Source organism: Rahnella sp. BCC 1045, from assembly GCF_019049615.1.
GTDB lineage: Bacteria > Pseudomonadota > Gammaproteobacteria > Enterobacterales > Enterobacteriaceae > Rahnella > Rahnella contaminans.
In genome coordinates this window covers 94,633-111,009 of record NZ_JAFMOZ010000137.1, presented here as the reverse complement: position 1 = coordinate 111,009, position 16,377 = coordinate 94,633, and the positions used below count along the sequence as shown (strand labels likewise).

Here is a 16,377-nt window from a genome sequence, read left to right as displayed (position 1 = left end):
ATTGATCGGTCCTGACGATCAAAATAGTGATAATGATCGGTTATACCCATTGGAATTACAGGCCTATTCGCGAGACGATCGCGGAAAATTGGGAGCGGGCATATCAGTGAAAATTATTCTTGTTGTACTCATCGCATTAGCGATTATCGGGTTGGCAGCCTGGTTCATCTTCAGGTCGGCAGCAAGAGACTCGGAAGATGATTATTAATTTTTTTGCGTAATTCTTCGCAGTGACCTTCCTTTTTGTTTTTCCTACCAAAAACCCATGACGCTGCCCCCGCCATGCCCTTTCAGGCCACAGGTAACCACTCATCTATATAATTTTCAGCAGGTTAACGTATTACACCGACATGTTCATCACGTCCTGGTACGCCGTTACCAGTTTATTTCTCACCTGAATACCCAGTTGCAGTGAAATTGATGATTTCTGCAAATCCACCATCACGTCGTTCAGGCTTACGCCGGGAACGCCCATCTCCAGCTTTTCAGATTCCAGTTTTGCGTTGTTTTGCGTCTCGCTGATTTTGCCTAATGCCGCTTTCAGTTCGCTGGCAAAACCCGCTTCTGACGTCGTATCCGTCTGAGGGGTAGCGCCTGCCTTGATGGCGGTGGCCTGCATCTGCTGTAAAACGCTCTCAATGCCTTGAATTGACATGTTTTCTCCGCTTATTGCTGTGTCGGTGAACAAAGGGCTTCTTTCATGGAATGACACCCTATCACATCAGTTTTTTCCTAAACGCGGTAATTGAACCTAAAAACCATGGCTTATCGGGCCATTAACTTTGCCTTTAGCGGCAAATAATGGCTCACCTAGAAAATAGGCCTGCCTGTACGGAGGACTGAAAAATGTCACGCTTCAACGATTGCGCACTTGGGAGTCTGTTTTGTTAAGAGACAACATGAACATCACCATTCAACAGCTAAATAGGGATCTTGTATGAGTTCCGCAATAGCCGGCGCAGAAACCTCTCCAAACGGTTTAACTGCGTTGCTTAATCGCCTGCGCGCCAACCCAAAAATTCCTATCGCCATCGCCGCTGCGGCTGCCCTGGCCATTGTTGTTGTCATGATGCTGTGGGCAAAACAGCCCACCTATAAGGTGCTGTTTAGCAATCTGGGCGATCAGGACGGCGGTGCCATCGTCACCCAGCTGACGCAGATGAACATCCCTTATCAGTTTTCAGAAAACGGCGCAGCCCTGTTAATCCCGGCAGATAAAGTGTATGAAACGCGTCTGAAACTGGCTTCCGCCGGTTTACCGAAAGGTGGCGCAGTCGGCTTTGAGCTGATGGATCAGGAAAAATTCGGCATCAGCCAGTTCAGCGAACAGATCAACTATCAGCGTGCGCTGGAAGGTGAACTCTCCCGCACTATCGAAACTTTGGGCCCGGTCGGCAGCGCCCGCGTCCATTTAGCCATTCCAAAACCTTCCTTGTTTGTCCGCGAACAGAAAAATCCTTCCGCTTCCGTGACCCTGAATTTACAACCGGGTCGTGCGCTGGATGACGGTCAGATCAACGCCATCGTTTATATGGTGTCGAGCAGCGTGTCGGGTTTACCACCAGCCAACGTCACCGTGGTCGACCAGAGCGGACATCTGCTGACGCAGTCGGACAACAATGGACGTGACCTGAATGCTTCCCAGCTGAAATACGCCAACGAAGTGGAAGGCCGTCTGCAACGTCGTATCGAATCTATCCTCCAGCCGGTGGTCGGCAATGGTAACGTTCACGCGCAAATCACCGCGCAAATCGACTACGCCAGCCGCGAACAAACTGACGAGAATTATCAGCCAAACGGCACGCCGGAAAAAGCCGCTGTCCGTTCACGCCAGCTGAGCACCAGTGACCAGATTGGTGGCACTGCCGTAGGCGGCGTACCGGGTGCATTAAGCAACCAGCCCGCACCGGCTGCGACCGCGCCGGTCACCAATCCTCCTGCGGCGAACAATGCCAACGGGGCACAGAATCAGGCCGGTAACAACGCACAGAACAACGCGCAAAACAATACGGCAAACCGTTCAACCGTTCCGTCGAACAGCCGTCGTGATGAAACCACCAACTACGAAGTTGACCGCACCATCACCCACACGCAACACAGCGCGGGTGCCGTACAACGCCTGTCCGCGGCGGTGGTCGTCAACTATCAGGTCGGGACAGATGGCAAAGCGAAGCCGCTGACCGACGAACAGCTGAAGAAAATTGATGATCTGGTTCGTGAAGCCATGGGCTTCTCGCAGGAACGTGGCGATACGCTGAACGTGGTGAATACACCGTTCAACGAAGCGGCTGATGATTCCGGTGAGCTGCCGTTCTGGAAACAACAGGCGTTCTTCGATCAACTGCTCAACGCAGGTCGCTGGTTGCTGGTGCTGATTGTTGCCTGGCTGCTGTGGCGCAAGATGGTTCGTCCGATGTTGCGCAAACAGCAGGCAGAGAAAGATGCGGCAGCCGCAGCGGCCATCGCAGCAGCGATGCCACAGCCTGAAGGCAGCAAGCCGGTCAAACTCAGCAACGACGAGCTGGAGAAACGTAAACGTTCTCAGCAGCGAGTCAGCGTCGAAGTTCAGACCCAACGTGTTCAGGAGCTGGCCGATAAGGATCCTCGTATCGTCGCCCTGGTTATCCGCCAATGGATGAGTACCGAACAATCATGACTATGACCGGCACCGAAAAAAGCGCCATTTTGATGATAACCCTGGGTGAAGACCGTGCGGTAGAGGTGTTCAAGCACCTCTCCCCTCGCGAAGTTCAGCAAATCAGTGGCGCGATGGCGAATATCCATCAGATTTCTAACAAGCAGCTGGCTGAGGTTCTGAATGAGTTCGAGGACGAGTCAGAGCAGTACGCCGCGCTGAGCGTCAACACCAGCGAATATCTGCGTTCGGTTCTGACGAAAGCACTGGGCGAGGAACGTGCCTCCAGCCTGCTGGAAGATATTCTGGAATCGCGCGAAACCACCAGCGGTATGGAAACGCTCAACTTTATGGAACCGCAGATGGCGGCCGATCTTATCCGCGACGAACATCCGCAGATTATCGCCACCATTCTGGTCCACCTCAAACGCGGTCAGGCTGCCGATATTCTGGCCCTGTTCGACGAGCGTCTGCGTAACGACGTGATGCTGCGTATCGCCACCTTCGGCGGTGTCCAGCCTGCGGCGCTGGCGGAACTGACAGAAGTACTGAACAACCTGCTCGACGGCCAGAACCTCAAGCGCGCGAAGATGGGTGGTGTTCGTACTGCGGCAGAAATCATCAACCTGATGAAAACGCAGCAGGAAGAAGCCGTTATCGAAGCGGTTCGTGGTTACGACGGCGAACTGGCACAGAAAATTATCGACGAGATGTTCCTGTTCGAAAACCTGGTGGACGTGGACGACCGCAGCATCCAGCGCCTGTTGCAGGAAGTCGAAGGCGAATCGTTGCTGGTGGCATTGAAAGGTGCGGAACAGCCACTGCGCGACAAGTTCCTGCGCAACATGTCCCAGCGTGCGGCGGATATCCTGCGCGACGACCTGGCAAACCGCGGGCCGATGCGTATGTCTCTGGTCGAGAACGAACAGAAAGCGATTCTGCAAACGGTTCGCCGCTTAGCAGAGTCCGGCGAAATGATGGTTGGCGGCGGCGAGGATTCTTATGTCTGATAATCCGATGTCCGGCCAGCCCGCGCCGGAAAAGAAAACCGCCGAAGAGCGTAATGCCGAGCGCATCAACGCCCTGCCGTGGCAGCCCTGGAAACCGGGTGACCTTGCCGTGCCGGTGTTCACCACGCCGGACGAACCTTTGCTGGCCGAAGGCGAAGAAGAACAGGACGACGGTCTGCCAAAACTTCAGGTGGATCAGAATGAGTTGCTGAACCTGCAACGTCGCGCTGAACAGCAGGGTTTCCAGCAAGGTCTGGAAGCCGGGCAAAAACAGGGTTACGCCGCCGGTTTTCAGCAGGGTCAGGAAGCCGGACAACAGCAGGGAATGCAGGAAGGCCAGCAACAGCAGGCCGTTCTGACCGAACACTGGCAGCACATGGTGTCCGATTTCCAGCAAACGCTGGACGCGCTGGACAGCGTGATCGCCTCGCGCCTGATGCAGATGGCGCTGACTGCCGCGAAACAAATCATCGGACAGGCACCGATTTGCGACGGTTCTGCCCTGCTCAACCAGATCCAGCAGCTGATCCAGCAGGAACCGATGTTCAAGGGCAAACCGCAGCTGCGCGTTAACCCGGCAGATTTCGAACGTGTTGAACAACAGCTGGGTTCCACCCTGAGCATGAACGGCTGGCGCTTGCTGGCCGACAGCCAGATCCACACCGGTGGCTGCAAAGTCAGCGCGGAGGATGGCGATATGGATGCGTCGCTGGCTACCCGCTGGCATGAGCTGTGCCGCCTCGCGGCACCGGGGGATCTCTGATGACTGCCCGCCTGAGCCGCCTGCTGAAAACGCTGGATGATGCGGAAAAGCGCATGGCCCGCACGCCTTCCGTTCGCCGCTACGGCCGTCTGACGCGGGCGACCGGCCTGGTGCTTGAAGCCACCGGATTGCAGTTACCGCTGGGCGCGACCTGTCTTATTGAACGTCACGACGGCCCGGTTGTGCAGGAAGTTGAAAGTGAAGTGGTCGGTTTTAACGGCCAGAGCCTGTTTCTGATGCCGCTCGAAGAAGTCGAAGGGATTTTGCCGGGTGCACGGGTTTATGCCCGGATTGCCGCCGACGGCCAGACAGCCGGTAAACAACTTCCGCTCGGCCCGCAGTTACTCGGTCGCGTACTCGACGGCAGCGCCAAACCGCTCGACGGCTTACCGCCGCCGGATACAGGTTATCGCGCCGCGCTGATCACTCCGCCGTTTAACCCGCTGCAACGTACGCCGATCACCGACGTGCTTGACGTCGGCGTACGCGCGATTAACGCATTGCTGACCGTCGGGCGCGGGCAGCGTATGGGCCTGTTCGCCGGTTCCGGCGTCGGTAAATCCGTGCTGCTCGGCATGATGGCGCGCTACACCAAAGCCGACGTCATCGTGGTCGGGCTGATTGGTGAACGTGGCCGCGAAGTTAAAGATTTTATCGAGAATATTTTAGGTGACGAGGGTCGTGCCCGTTCGGTGGTTATCGCCGCGCCCGCCGATGTTTCGCCACTTCTGCGCATGCAGGGTGCCGCATATGCCACACGCATCGCTGAAGATTTCCGCGACCGCGGCCAGCACGTTTTGCTGATCATGGATTCCCTGACCCGTTATGCCATGGCGCAGCGTGAAATCGCGCTGGCCATCGGCGAACCGCCCGCGACCAAAGGCTATCCGCCTTCAGTGTTTGCCAAATTGCCCGCGCTGGTTGAACGCGCCGGTAACGGTATCACCGGTGGTGGCTCGATCACCGCATTTTATACCGTGCTGACCGAAGGCGATGACCAGCAGGATCCTATCGCCGACTCCGCGCGCGCCATCCTCGACGGCCACGTGGTGCTGTCACGCCGCTTAGCCGAATCCGGCCATTATCCGGCCATCGATATCGAAGCTTCTATCAGCCGTGCCATGACATCGCTGATCGATGACGCCCAGTACGGGCGCGTACGTAATTTCAAACAACTGTTGTCCAGCTACCAGCGCAACCGTGATTTGGTCAGCGTCGGCGCCTACGCCGCAGGCAGCGATCCGATGTTGGATCGGGCCATCAAGCTGTATCCGCAAATGGAGAATTTTCTCCAGCAGGACATCATGGAACGCAGCACTTACGAAGACGCCTGTCTGGAACTCAATATGTTGTTCCCGGGTTAATTAACTTAAGGGGGTCGAATGGAAAGTTCATCGCCATTAATTACTCTTTGTTCTCTTGCGCAAAAAGCGCTGGATCAGGCGACCAACAATTTAGGCCAGATCAGGCAGTCGCATAATCAGGCTGAACAGCAACTCACGATGTTGCTCAACTACCAGCGTGAATATCGCGAAAAACTCAATTCCACCATGACCGGCGGCATAGCGGCGAACACCTGGCAGAACTACCAGCAGTTCATCGGCACGCTGGAAGTGGCGATTGACCAGCACCGCAAACAATTACAACAGTGGGATCAGCGGCTCAATGCCGCCGTTCACCAGTGGCAGGAAAAGCAACAGCGGCTGAATGCGTACCAGACATTGCAATCCCGTGCCAGCGAGCAGCAACGTTCTCTGGAAAACAAGATTGATCAAAAACAGAACGATGAGTTCGCCCAGCGCAGCGCACACAGGAAGAAAAATCCATGAATCTGAATATTTTGCCTGCTGCCGTTACCACGGCAAAGACGACCACGAGCGCAGCGACCGGCAGTTCGTCCGCCACCAGCGCCGCGGCGACGGATGTCACCGCGGTTGGCGAAAGCACCGCGTCGTCTCCGGCAGATTTTGCCAGCCAGCTCGAAGCCCAGTTGGGCTCAAAACTGGATCCGAAACTCACCAGCGCGCTGGCTAAACTCGGGCAGCAAATCAGCGCTAAAGGCGAAACGGTGGATAAAGATACGCTGACGCAGGCGGTCACCACCGGCGAGAAAGACGGCAGTCTGATGCTCGATGACAGCGATCTGAGCAAAATGATCGCCGCCATTCAGGTTTTGCCGACCGGCAGCCTGAAGGGAACGTCGGTGAAAGACATCGCGCTGAGTGACAAAGACAAAGATGCCGATTCTGCGGATGCCAGCATTCAGGCGTTGTTCGCTCAGCTGGCGGTACAGCAACAGCCTGCGCAGCAGATTCAGACCGTGACCGCGGCTGCAACACAGACGGCCAGCGACGACACCACGCGTGCGCAGAACGCCAGCACCCTGCTTTCCGGCCTGAACGTCACGGCGTCATCGTTGCTGACCGGCGACGGTAAAACTGCCGCGGTGACCGACACCGATCCGAAAACCGCGGCAACCGCCTCGGGTAATGCGGCCTCTGTCGCCACAACGTCTTCACAGCATGCCGCCAGCAGCAAAAGCACGGCGTCCACCAATGCCGCTGATTTCAGCAGCGCACTGGCTTCAATGAGCGCGGCGGCAAACAGCACCGCAGCCGTTCAGCAAAACGACAGCCGTACGCTCGACAGCAATTCAACGGCATTGAATCAGCTCAATACCGCCGCCGTTGCCGTGTCTTCTGCTTCAGTTCCAACGACGCCAACCACCACCAGCGTCGTCACCGCGCCGTCCACGCCGGTGCTGAACGCCCAGCTGGGCACACCGGAATGGCAGCAACAGCTCGGTCAGCAGGTGATGATGTTTAACCGTCAGGGACAACAGACGGCGCAACTGCGTCTGCATCCTGAAGATCTGGGTTCCATTCAGATCAGCATGAAGATTGAGAACAATCAGGCGCAGCTGCACTTTGTGTCCGGCCACAGTGGCGTTCGTTCTGCCCTTGAAGCCGCCATGCCAGAGCTGAAAACCGCGCTGGCCGACAGCGGCATCAGCCTGGGGCAAAGCAGCGTCGGCAGTGACAGTTCGCAATGGCAGCAGGCTCAGCAGCAAAGTTCGCAGTCCGGCACGCCTCAGGGTGACGCGTCAAGCTGGGCGGCCTTTAATTCCGGCAGCAGCACGTCAGCCGGTGACGCCCTGCCCGTTCCGGCTTCTATTGCGCAGCGGATTGGGGGAAATAACAGCGTGGATATCTTTGCGTAGCGTTTTGCAGATGCGTAAAACCTCGCAAAATTGTTTCAGATAATTGCAGCCGGTCAGTTCTCCCTTAATTCAAACGGCAGAGCTGACCTTATTTATCCCGCCTATTCTGACTATTGAACAACAGGATAAGCGGGATAATCATTCTCAGAATTGACTCAGCAGTCCGGTGCTCCTCACGCCAGTCTGCTCATACTTACAGGAAATCGCCCCATCCATGTCTGACTCTGCTCTCACGGCGTCGCGTAAGAAAAAAAAGCGGCCGTTAATGATGATTCTGCTGTTACTCATTACCCTTGGAGCCTGTGGTGCGGCCGGTTACGCCTGGTGGATGATGCACAAACAGCAGCCTGCGAACGGTAGCGCGGCTGAAGTGAAGAAGAGCGAGCCACCTGCGGCGCCGATCTTCCTGGCACTGGATACCTTTACCGTTAACCTGCAAACGCCGGATAACGATCCTGACCGCGTGCTGTACATCGGCCTGACCCTGCGTCTGCCCGATGAACAGAATCGGGCTATTCTGAATGAATACCTGCCTGAAGTTCGCAGCCGTCTGCTGCTGCTCCTGTCCCGCCAGAAGACGGCGGATCTCGTCAGCGAAACCGGTAAACAACAACTGGTGCAGGACATCAAACAGGTTCTGGACGCGCCACTGGTCAAAGGTCAGCCACCTCAGGTGATCAACGACGTGCTTTTCACTGCTTTCATACTGCGATAAACAAATTATGGGCGACAGCATTCTTTCACAGGCCGAGATCGACGCACTGCTTAATGGCGACAGTGACAGCGCAGCCGAGTCGGCAAGCGCGGCACAAGCCAAAGCGTCGGACGACGGTGTAAAACCTTTTGACCCCACGACGCAACGTCGCGTTGTGCGTGAGCGGTTGCAGGCGCTGGAAATCATTAACGAGCGTTTTGCCCGTCACTTCCGTATGGGGCTGTTTAACCTCTTGCGTCGCAGCCCGGATATCACGGTCGGGCCGATCAAAATCCAGCCTTACCATGACTTCGCCCGCAACCTGCCGGTGCCGACCAACCTGAACCTGATCCACCTGAAGCCCTTACGCGGCACGGCGCTGTTTGTGTTCGCGCCAAGTCTGGTCTTCATTGCGGTGGATAACCTGTTTGGCGGTGATGGCCGTTTCCCGACGAAAGTGGAAGGCCGCGAATTTACTCATACCGAACAGCGCGTCATCAAACGCATGCTGACGCTGGCGCTCGACGCCTACGAAGATGCGTGGAGTGGCGTTTACAAGCTGAGCGTGGAATATGTCCGTGCTGAATTGCAGATCAAGTTCACCAACATCACCTCTTCCCCGAACGATATCGTGGTCACCACGCCGTTCCACGTGGAAATCGGTGCGCTGAGCGGTGATTTCAACATCTGTATTCCGTTCAGCATGATTGAACCGTTACGTGAGCTGCTGACCAATCCGCCGGTCGAAAACTCGCGTCATGAAGAAAGTCAGTGGCGTGAAAACCTGGTGCATCAGGTTCAGCAATCTGAACTGGAGCTGGTGGCGAATTTCGTTGAAATCCCGCTGCGCCTGTCTCAGATCCTGAAACTGCAACCGGGTGATGTTCTGCCGATTGAAAAACCGGATCGTCTGATTGCACACGTCGACGGCGTTCCGGTGCTGACCAGCCAGTACGGCACCATAAACGAACAATACGCCCTGCGCGTTGAACATTTGATCAACCCAATTTTAAATTCTCTAGATGAGGAACAGCCCCATGAGTGACACCAATAAACCGTCTGACGCCGGATCGGATAACGTTGACGATTTATGGGCTGATGCGTTTAACGAACAACAATCTGCGGGCAGCGCCAAAGCGTCAACCGAGGGTGTTTTCGCCGCGCTGGGTGCCCAGGACGGAGCGGGCAGTTTGCAGGATATCGACATGATCCTCGATATTCCGGTGAAACTGACCGTTGAATTAGGCCGTACCAAAATGACCATCAAAGAACTGCTGCGCCTGTCGCAGGGTTCGGTTGTCGCACTCGATGGCCTGGCCGGTGAGCCGCTGGATATTCTCATCAACGGTTATCTGATTGCTCAGGGTGAAGTGGTGGTTGTCGCCGACAAATACGGCGTGCGCATCACCGACATCATCACGCCGTCCGAGCGTATGCGCCGGTTGAGCCGCTGATGAGCCAGACTGCGGCCACGGATTCTCCGTACGTTCAGGGGGCTCAGACTCACGCAACGACGCAGACTTCAGCCCAGGCATTGCCCGCCAGTTCTGTGCTGACACAGGTCAGTACGGTGCTCGGCGGCATTCTGCTGCTGATCCTGTGCATCGGCTGGGTGGCCAAACGTACCGGATTCGCGCCGCAGTCAAAAAATAACAAACTGCTGAAAGTGACGGCCAGTGTTCAGGTTGGCCGCAGCGAAAAAGTGGTGATCGTGGAAGTGGATAATACCTGGCTGGTGCTGGGCGTGACCGCGCAAAACATCACCCAGCTGCACACGCTGAGCGCGCCGCCGGAAGTACAAACGCCGGATTCAGGCACTACAGACAGTCAGCCTGCGGATTTCCGTCAGCTGATGCAGAAAATGTTGAAACGTCCGGGAAAGCAGGCATGACCCAGTCCGCCGTGAACCAATTGATGAAATCCGCCTTTACCGCTGCCCGTCAGCGCCCTGTTCGCCTGGTCGTCCGCCTGTGCCTGCCGCTGCTGCTCTTTATTAGCCCGGCCGCGTTCGCACAGTTGCCCGGTATTATCAGCCAGCAGATGTCCAATGGTGCCCAGAACTGGTCGCTGCCAATTCAGACGCTGGTGTTCATCACCACGCTGACGCTGCTGCCCGCCATGTTGCTGATGTGTACCAGTTTTACCCGCATCATTATCGTGCTCGGCCTGCTGCGAAATGCGCTGGGTACGCCGTCCGCGCCGCCAAACCAGGTTCTGCTGGGTCTCGGGCTGTTCCTGACCTTTTTCGTGATGGCACCGGTTTTCGACAAAATCTACAGCGATGCCTATCAGCCGTTTACCGAAAACAAAATCACCATGCAGGATGCCATGGACAAAGGCGCTCAGCCGCTGCGCCAGTTCATGCTGCGTCAGACCCGTGAAAGCGACCTCGCGTTGTATGCCCGTCTGGCAAACATCCCGCCTCTGGCTGGCCCCGAAGCAGTGCCGATGCGTATTCTGCTGCCCGCTTATGTCACCAGCGAACTGAAAACGGCATTCCAGATTGGCTTCACCGTGTTTATTCCGTTCATGATTATCGACCTGGTCGTCGCCAGCGTGCTGATGGCGCTGGGGATGATGATGGTGCCACCGGCCACCATCTCACTGCCGTTCAAGCTGATGCTGTTCGTGCTGGTCGATGGCTGGCAGTTGCTGCTCGGCTCACTGGCGCAGAGTTTTTACAGTTAATTCAAAACGCCAAACTTAATGGGCGTCAGCGTCGCAGCCAGTTTGTTCGCCGCCAGCGCGGAGCACCCGCAGCGTACATAAGTACGTGAGGAGTGCGAGCACTGCCGGAGGACAAAATGGCAAGTGAGCTAGCCTAAGCATGTTCGCATTTTACGAGAATCTTATGACTCCTGAATCGGTAATGGCATTAGGCAATGAGGCGATGAAAGTGGCTTTGGCCGTTGCCGCACCGCTGTTGCTCGCGGCGCTGGTCACCGGGCTTATCGTCAGCCTGTTGCAGGCGGCGACGCAGATCAACGAACAAACGCTGTCCTTCATTCCTAAAATTCTGGCCGTTGTCGCGACTATCGTAATCGCCGGTCCGTGGATGCTGAATCTGCTGCTCGATTACATGCGTACGCTGTTTACCAACCTGCCTTACATCATCGGTTAACCCATGGTTTCCTTCGACAGCACACAACTTGCCGGATGGCTCAGCATGTATTTCTGGCCGCTGCTGAGGATTCTGGCTCTGATCAGCACCGCGCCGATTACCAGCGAGAAATCCGTCCCGAACCGCGTAAAGCTCGGTCTGGGCATGATGATCACATTTCTGATTGCGCCTTCACTGCCGCCTGTCGATACGCCGATATTTTCCACGCCTGCGCTGTGGCTGGCGATGCAGCAAATCATGATCGGCACCGCGCTGGGCATCACGATGCAGCTGGCGTTTGCCGCTATCAGGATGGCCGGTGAAATCATGGGGCTGCAGATGGGGATTTCTTTTGCGACGTTTTACGATCCCAGCAACCGCCTGAACACCCCGCTTCTGGCGCAATTTCTGAACCTGCTGGCCGTCCTGCTTTTCCTGAGTTTCAACGCTCATCTCTGGCTGATTTCCCTGCTCGCCGACAGTTTTCACACACTTCCCATCAGCCCGAATCCGGTCAACGCCGAAGGTTTTATGGCCGTGGCGAAAGCAGGCAGCATTATTTTCAGCGGTGGCCTGATGCTGGCATTGCCGATTGTAACCCTGCTGCTCACGCTCAACATGGCGCTCGGCCTGTTAAACCGCGTCACACCGCAGCTTTCCGTATTTGTTATTGGTTTCCCGTTAACCCTCAGTATTGGCATTCTGGCCATCGGCCTGATGATGCCTATGCTCGCTCCTTTCAGCGAGCATCTGTTCAGTGAAATCCTGGATAAACTGGTGTTGATCATGAATCAGTTTGCAGCGGATTAATTTTGTCGCGTCCCTTTCTCCACAAACTGCATATCCCCGACTTTGCCGACGGTGAATTTGCTGTCTTTGTACGTGACCACCGTAACGCTGGCGTTTTGCAAAGGTGCGCGCAGGTTTTCTTCGGGCGTCATACCTTGCAGCATTGCCATGATGGCCATGCCGTGCGACACAATCAGGACGTTACCGCCGCCTTCGGCAAGGGTTTTCTGCGCGATATCATGCAGCGCGGCCTGCATACGGGTTTTTACCTGCGTGGCGTTTTCTGTGGTGTGCGTAGGGTCAACGGCGGCCAGCGTATTCATCATGGTTTCGAGGGTAATCTGCCCTTTTGAGAGCGCCTGCGTTACAGAACTGAGGTCTGCAAAACCCAGTTTTTTTGCCACGGGTGCCCACATGACAGCGTCAAGCTCACCTTCATAAGGGCCGAAAAACGTTTCGCGCAGACGCTCATCTTCCGTCACCGGTAACGTCTGCCCGGCGAAGGTCAGCGCGATTTTTGCCGTCTGACGTGCGCGGCCGGAGTCACTGGAATAGGCGGCGGTAAACGGAATACCTTTCAGGCCACGCCCGAGATCTTCTGCCACGGAAACACCGGCTGCCGTGAGCGGCGTATCAGACCAGCCCTGCGCACGGTGCGCGGTGTTAAATAAGGTTTTGCCGTGACGCGTGATGTAAAACGTGACGACGTCTTTCTCCGCTGTCGCCTGTGCCGAAGACGCAGGTACCGGCGCGGCCTGCGCATTGATGAAACCGAAGACTAAAAATGAGATCAGTGTTTTCCAGAGCGTTTTTTTCATCATAATGTCCTTTTAATGTGTTAATTAAAATATGTTGAATTTGTAATCCAGACGAAACTCCGCCGCAAAACTGTCGGCGCTTTTGATATTTCCATGATGATCGACAATCGGTGAAGTCCCTTTATGTTCATAGGTTCTGCCGGGTCCGATCATAGCGAAAACAGATAAATCCTTGAGTTTTTTTGACGCCGGTTTCCACAAGGTGTAGACGTTTAATTCTCCCTCTTTCACCGGCTGTCCCTGGAAATCAAAGAAGCCATAATGCGTGTTGATACCCAGGACTAATTCCGGCGTGATGTGGTAACCCACATCCAGCGACAATACTTTTTCCTCGTCGCGCATATAATCCAGCCCGGCCGTGGTCATCGAATTAAACGTACCGCGCGAGTTTTTACTCATATGTCGGGGATACATGCCGATCCCCCCCTCTTTATTCGCGTCGGTATAAGCCAGCCCGCCTTTGGTTGTCCAGTCGTTATATTTCCAGGTCATGTCCGCGGCATAATGATTGGCGCGATGATCGAAGTCCTTTTTGTTATTCGCCATGCTGTCCCATTTATCCAGCGCCTGCGTCATATAAATCTGCACGCCGTAGGACAACGATTTGTTTTGTTTCAGATTCAGCTCCAGCCCGTTTCTGCGCAAATAGTCTTCACTCTCACCGTAGAAATAAAGCGCCGTCAGGTTATCTGTTTTGAACTGAACATCGCCGGTGTAAATCGTGTCAATCGCATGGCCGTCGCTGGTCATGAAATTCACTTTATCCGGCGAATCACGGTTCAGCGATTTGGTCAGATACGCCAGCCGCAGGCGGTAGGCGTCATAAGTCAGGTCGCCACTCCAGCCATTATACGTATTGGACGCGGCGCGCATCGAGGTGGTCAGCACACCCAGTTTGATGAGTTTCCAGCCGCCATACAGATTGCCTTCGACGCCTGACTGCGAGAATTTCGCTTTACCGAAAAACTGTCCCAGTTTATTAAAGCCTTTGGCCTGACCATCGTCATCATACAAAATCCCTCTTGACGCGAAATTATCGGCAGCCGCCAGTTTAATCACGCCATAATAAGAGGCATCGACACCAATAGCGTCAGCTAAATAGCCTGACTTATAATCCAGTGCCAGCCCCTGCCCCCATGCGGAGTGGACATTACGTTTATCTGTTTCACCTTCATCAAGATATTTCCATATATTGTGTGTTCCTAAATCGAGGGAACTGTTTTTTATAAAACCAGTTTCCGCAAGGTCATCTATACCGGCAAAGGCCAGCGAAGGTGAACAAAGAATACCGGTTATCAGTGCCAGAGCGTGCTTTTCCATAGCGAATGTTCCATCAGGCCAATGTTTTTCAGGGTGCATTTATAAAAGGCAAAAAAAAAACCTGAGCCGATATCTCCCGGGGAGCGGGAAATTTCAGTTCAGGTTTTGCCTGCCTATGCAGTAACAATCCGGGAATAAACATAACCGGTTTGAGAATAAAAAACAGTGCCGCAGGATGGATTTAAGGATTAAAAGGAAATTCTGTGAAGCGAATCAAATTTATTTCGCGCAATATAAGCTTTTTCTTAACAGGCGGGGAAATTAACAGTTGATCTCTTTGCCGTTTCTTTTAGGAGAAATCTATAATAGGGAAACGTAATAACATCAGCTTATTAATACTCTTATATTTCCCGCGTCAGCATCGCCATCACTTCATAATGCGCGGTATGCGGGAACATATCGAAAATCTGGACGCGCGCAATGGCGTAGCCCGGCAATAAAGCCAGATCCTTTGCCATCGTCTGCGCATTACAGCTGGAATACAAAATGGTGTCCGGCGCCATCTGGCTCAGGTAATCACACAGCGTTTTGCCGATGCCACGCCGTGGCGGATTCACCAGAACCAGATCCGGGATGTCGCCTTTTCCGGTCGCAAAACCGGTGGAATCCAGCGCCTGGAATTCGACGTTTTTCAGCCCCAGACGGCGGGCTGATTCTCTGGCGCAGGCGATGGCTTCCGCGCTGATTTCAATGCCGGTCAGTTGCATGTCTGGCGTGGCGCAATGCAGGCCAAAACCGCCGACACCACAGAACAGATCCCACATGCTGGCAATATTGCCGCGCTCATGTACCCAGTCACGCGCGGTGGCGTAAAGCCGTTCAGCAACCTGCGGATTGGTCTGGAAGAAGCTCTGCGGACGGATAAACAGCGGCACATGGTTAAATTCTTCTTCAAGACGTTGCACGTCCGTCAGCGGGATTTCGGTGTCACCTTCGAGGATCGCCATATGCACCGGCTGGATGTTGGCCGAAATCACGGTCAGCTGTGGCAACTGCTGTTGCAACCACGGCAGCGCGGCGCGCAGCTGGGCCAGTTTGGCCTCTGAACGCAGAACAAAACGCAGCATCATACCGCCGCCTTTCTGGCTTTCGGTCAGCAACAGGAATTTGAGCTCGCCACGCTTACGCGCTACGTTGTACGGCGTCAGGCCTGCGCGGGCAATAAAGGTTTTAAGCACTGAAAATACAGCAGGGAAACTGGCGGGGTACAGCGGGCATTCGCATAAATCTACCGGCGTGCCGTCGCGGTGCACCATGCCAAGCAACGGGCGCTCCACGCTGCCGCTGACCACCATTTTCGCTTTATTTCGAAAAGCACTTTCCGGCCCGGTCACCGGTTCGCGCCATTCTCCGACCGGCAAACCTTCCAGCAGAGAGTGTAAATCCCGCTGTTTGTCGGCTAACTGTTGCGAATAAGGCGTGTCGAGCCACTGACATGAGCGGCAGGTTCCGGCGGTATAAAGTGCGCAGTGCATGAAAGAATTCCGGTCATCGAATACGGAGAAAAATCTGGCGCGCAGTGTATCACCACACGGCCTGAAAGGCTCACCTGCTGCAGGTGCTATTTACGTTTCGCAAAGTAGCGACGGCTGCTGGCTGGCACGAAAAGCAGGAGCAGAACCACAATATCGGGGATTTTTTGCACCAGCAGCGCGGTGAGAAACTCACCCTGGGTGTCGACATCAAAACGAAAAATACGCGGTCCGAACCATTCGAAAGACGCCAGCAGCATGTAACCGACGACAATCACCTGGCAGCCAATAAACGCCCGGCGCCCCCAAATCCGCGCACGCATCATCGCGTACGCTGCACGGCATTCAATCAGCACAATCAGCAGGCTCGCCAGCAGGATAAAACAGTTCAGCCACGACTCTGCGCTGACTTCGATAAAGCTCATCAGCCCTGAAAAACCCATGGCGTCAAACAGCAAAATAAACTCAAGGCAGCGCGTGGCAACAATCGCCGAGGCTGCAATCATGACGGGAACAGGGATAAATGCCAGTTTCATAAATCCGTTTGGGATCTCCA

At 55.0% G+C, this 16,377-nt stretch carries 18 protein-coding genes; 13 read left to right on the top strand and 5 right to left on the bottom strand.

Annotated elements, in window-relative coordinates:
• Window positions 1-340 precede the first annotated feature (340 nt).
• Window positions 341-655: a flagellar hook-basal body complex protein FliE gene (fliE, locus tag J1782_RS19195; protein ID WP_152326975.1), complete on the bottom strand. Its 315-nt coding sequence runs from the start codon at window positions 653-655 to the stop codon at window positions 341-343.
• Between the two features lie 282 nt (window positions 656-937).
• Here fliE and fliF point away from each other — a divergent pair, with 282 nt between their 5' ends.
• From fliF to fliR, 13 genes are all read left to right on the top strand, one after another.
• Complete coding sequence (gene fliF, locus J1782_RS19190; RefSeq protein WP_165057884.1) at window positions 938-2,656, top strand: flagellar basal-body MS-ring/collar protein FliF; 1,719 nt, start codon at window positions 938-940, stop codon at window positions 2,654-2,656.
• Window positions 2,650-3,645, top strand: a complete 996-nt coding sequence (fliG, locus tag J1782_RS19185; RefSeq protein ID WP_193333183.1) for a flagellar motor switch protein FliG — start codon at window positions 2,650-2,652, stop codon at window positions 3,643-3,645. Before fliF ends, fliG begins: the two co-directional genes overlap by 7 nt.
• Before the next feature lie 7 nt (window positions 3,646-3,652).
• Window positions 3,653-4,408 (top strand): flagellar assembly protein FliH, encoded by a 756-nt coding sequence (gene fliH / locus J1782_RS19180; protein WP_193333184.1) that lies wholly within the window; start codon window positions 3,653-3,655, stop codon window positions 4,406-4,408.
• The gene (fliI, locus tag J1782_RS19175; protein WP_152326971.1) at window positions 4,408-5,772 is read left to right on the top strand and encodes a flagellar protein export ATPase FliI; all 1,365 of its coding nucleotides are present in this window, start codon (window positions 4,408-4,410) and stop codon (window positions 5,770-5,772) included. The genes fliH and fliI overlap by 1 nt, the downstream gene beginning before the upstream one ends.
• Window positions 5,773-5,790: 18 nt before the next feature.
• Window positions 5,791-6,237 carry a flagellar export protein FliJ gene (gene fliJ / locus J1782_RS19170; RefSeq protein ID WP_152326970.1) on the top strand — a complete coding sequence of 149 codons (447 nt, stop codon included), beginning with the start codon at window positions 5,791-5,793 and terminating at the stop codon, window positions 6,235-6,237.
• A complete protein-coding gene (locus tag J1782_RS19165) occupies window positions 6,234-7,628 on the top strand; it encodes a flagellar hook-length control protein FliK (protein WP_217153746.1) in 1,395 nt (464 codons plus the stop codon). Before fliJ ends, J1782_RS19165 begins: the two co-directional genes overlap by 4 nt.
• A 214-nt stretch (window positions 7,629-7,842) precedes the next feature.
• Entirely contained in the window at window positions 7,843-8,343 is a 501-nt protein-coding gene (gene fliL, locus J1782_RS19160) for a flagellar basal body-associated protein FliL (RefSeq protein WP_165057887.1), read from the top strand.
• 7 nt (window positions 8,344-8,350) lie between these two features.
• Window positions 8,351-9,367 (top strand): flagellar motor switch protein FliM, encoded by a 1,017-nt coding sequence (gene fliM / locus J1782_RS19155; RefSeq protein WP_152326967.1) that lies wholly within the window; start codon window positions 8,351-8,353, stop codon window positions 9,365-9,367.
• Window positions 9,360-9,776, top strand: a complete 417-nt coding sequence (fliN, locus tag J1782_RS19150; protein ID WP_104922229.1) for a flagellar motor switch protein FliN — start codon at window positions 9,360-9,362, stop codon at window positions 9,774-9,776. The genes fliM and fliN overlap by 8 nt, the downstream gene beginning before the upstream one ends.
• A complete protein-coding gene (gene fliO, locus J1782_RS19145; RefSeq protein ID WP_217153745.1) occupies window positions 9,776-10,213 on the top strand; it encodes a flagellar biosynthetic protein FliO in 438 nt (145 codons plus the stop codon). Before fliN ends, fliO begins: the two co-directional genes overlap by 1 nt.
• A gap of 23 nt (window positions 10,214-10,236) precedes the next feature.
• Window positions 10,237-11,010: a flagellar type III secretion system pore protein FliP gene (gene fliP, locus J1782_RS19140; RefSeq protein WP_244370666.1), complete on the top strand. Its 774-nt coding sequence runs from the start codon at window positions 10,237-10,239 to the stop codon at window positions 11,008-11,010.
• A gap of 163 nt (window positions 11,011-11,173) precedes the next feature.
• Window positions 11,174-11,443: a flagellar biosynthesis protein FliQ gene (fliQ, locus tag J1782_RS19135; protein WP_013575807.1), complete on the top strand. Its 270-nt coding sequence runs from the start codon at window positions 11,174-11,176 to the stop codon at window positions 11,441-11,443.
• A 3-nt stretch (window positions 11,444-11,446) separates the two neighbouring features.
• The gene (gene fliR, locus J1782_RS19130; protein ID WP_152326965.1) at window positions 11,447-12,232 is read left to right on the top strand and encodes a flagellar biosynthetic protein FliR; all 786 of its coding nucleotides are present in this window, start codon (window positions 11,447-11,449) and stop codon (window positions 12,230-12,232) included.
• Here the strand turns inward: fliR and J1782_RS19125 are convergent.
• The 4 genes from J1782_RS19125 to J1782_RS19110 all read right to left on the bottom strand — a co-directional run bounded on the left by J1782_RS19125 (window position 12,229) and on the right by J1782_RS19110 (window position 16,357).
• Complete coding sequence (locus tag J1782_RS19125; protein ID WP_217153744.1) at window positions 12,229-13,032, bottom strand: histidine phosphatase family protein; 804 nt, start codon at window positions 13,030-13,032, stop codon at window positions 12,229-12,231. The two genes, fliR and J1782_RS19125, sit on opposite strands and share 4 nt — an antisense overlap.
• A 21-nt stretch (window positions 13,033-13,053) precedes the next feature.
• The gene (locus tag J1782_RS19120; RefSeq protein WP_217153743.1) at window positions 13,054-14,349 is read right to left on the bottom strand and encodes an OprD family outer membrane porin; all 1,296 of its coding nucleotides are present in this window, start codon (window positions 14,347-14,349) and stop codon (window positions 13,054-13,056) included.
• A 341-nt stretch (window positions 14,350-14,690) separates the two neighbouring features.
• Window positions 14,691-15,824, bottom strand: coding sequence for a 23S rRNA (uracil(747)-C(5))-methyltransferase RlmC (rlmC, locus tag J1782_RS19115; protein ID WP_217153742.1), 1,134 nt, complete (start codon window positions 15,822-15,824; stop codon window positions 14,691-14,693).
• Window positions 15,825-15,910: 86 nt separating this feature from the next.
• Window positions 15,911-16,357, bottom strand: a complete 447-nt coding sequence (locus J1782_RS19110; protein WP_152326961.1) for a YbjO family protein — start codon at window positions 16,355-16,357, stop codon at window positions 15,911-15,913.
• Between the last annotated feature and the right edge of the window lie 20 nt (window positions 16,358-16,377).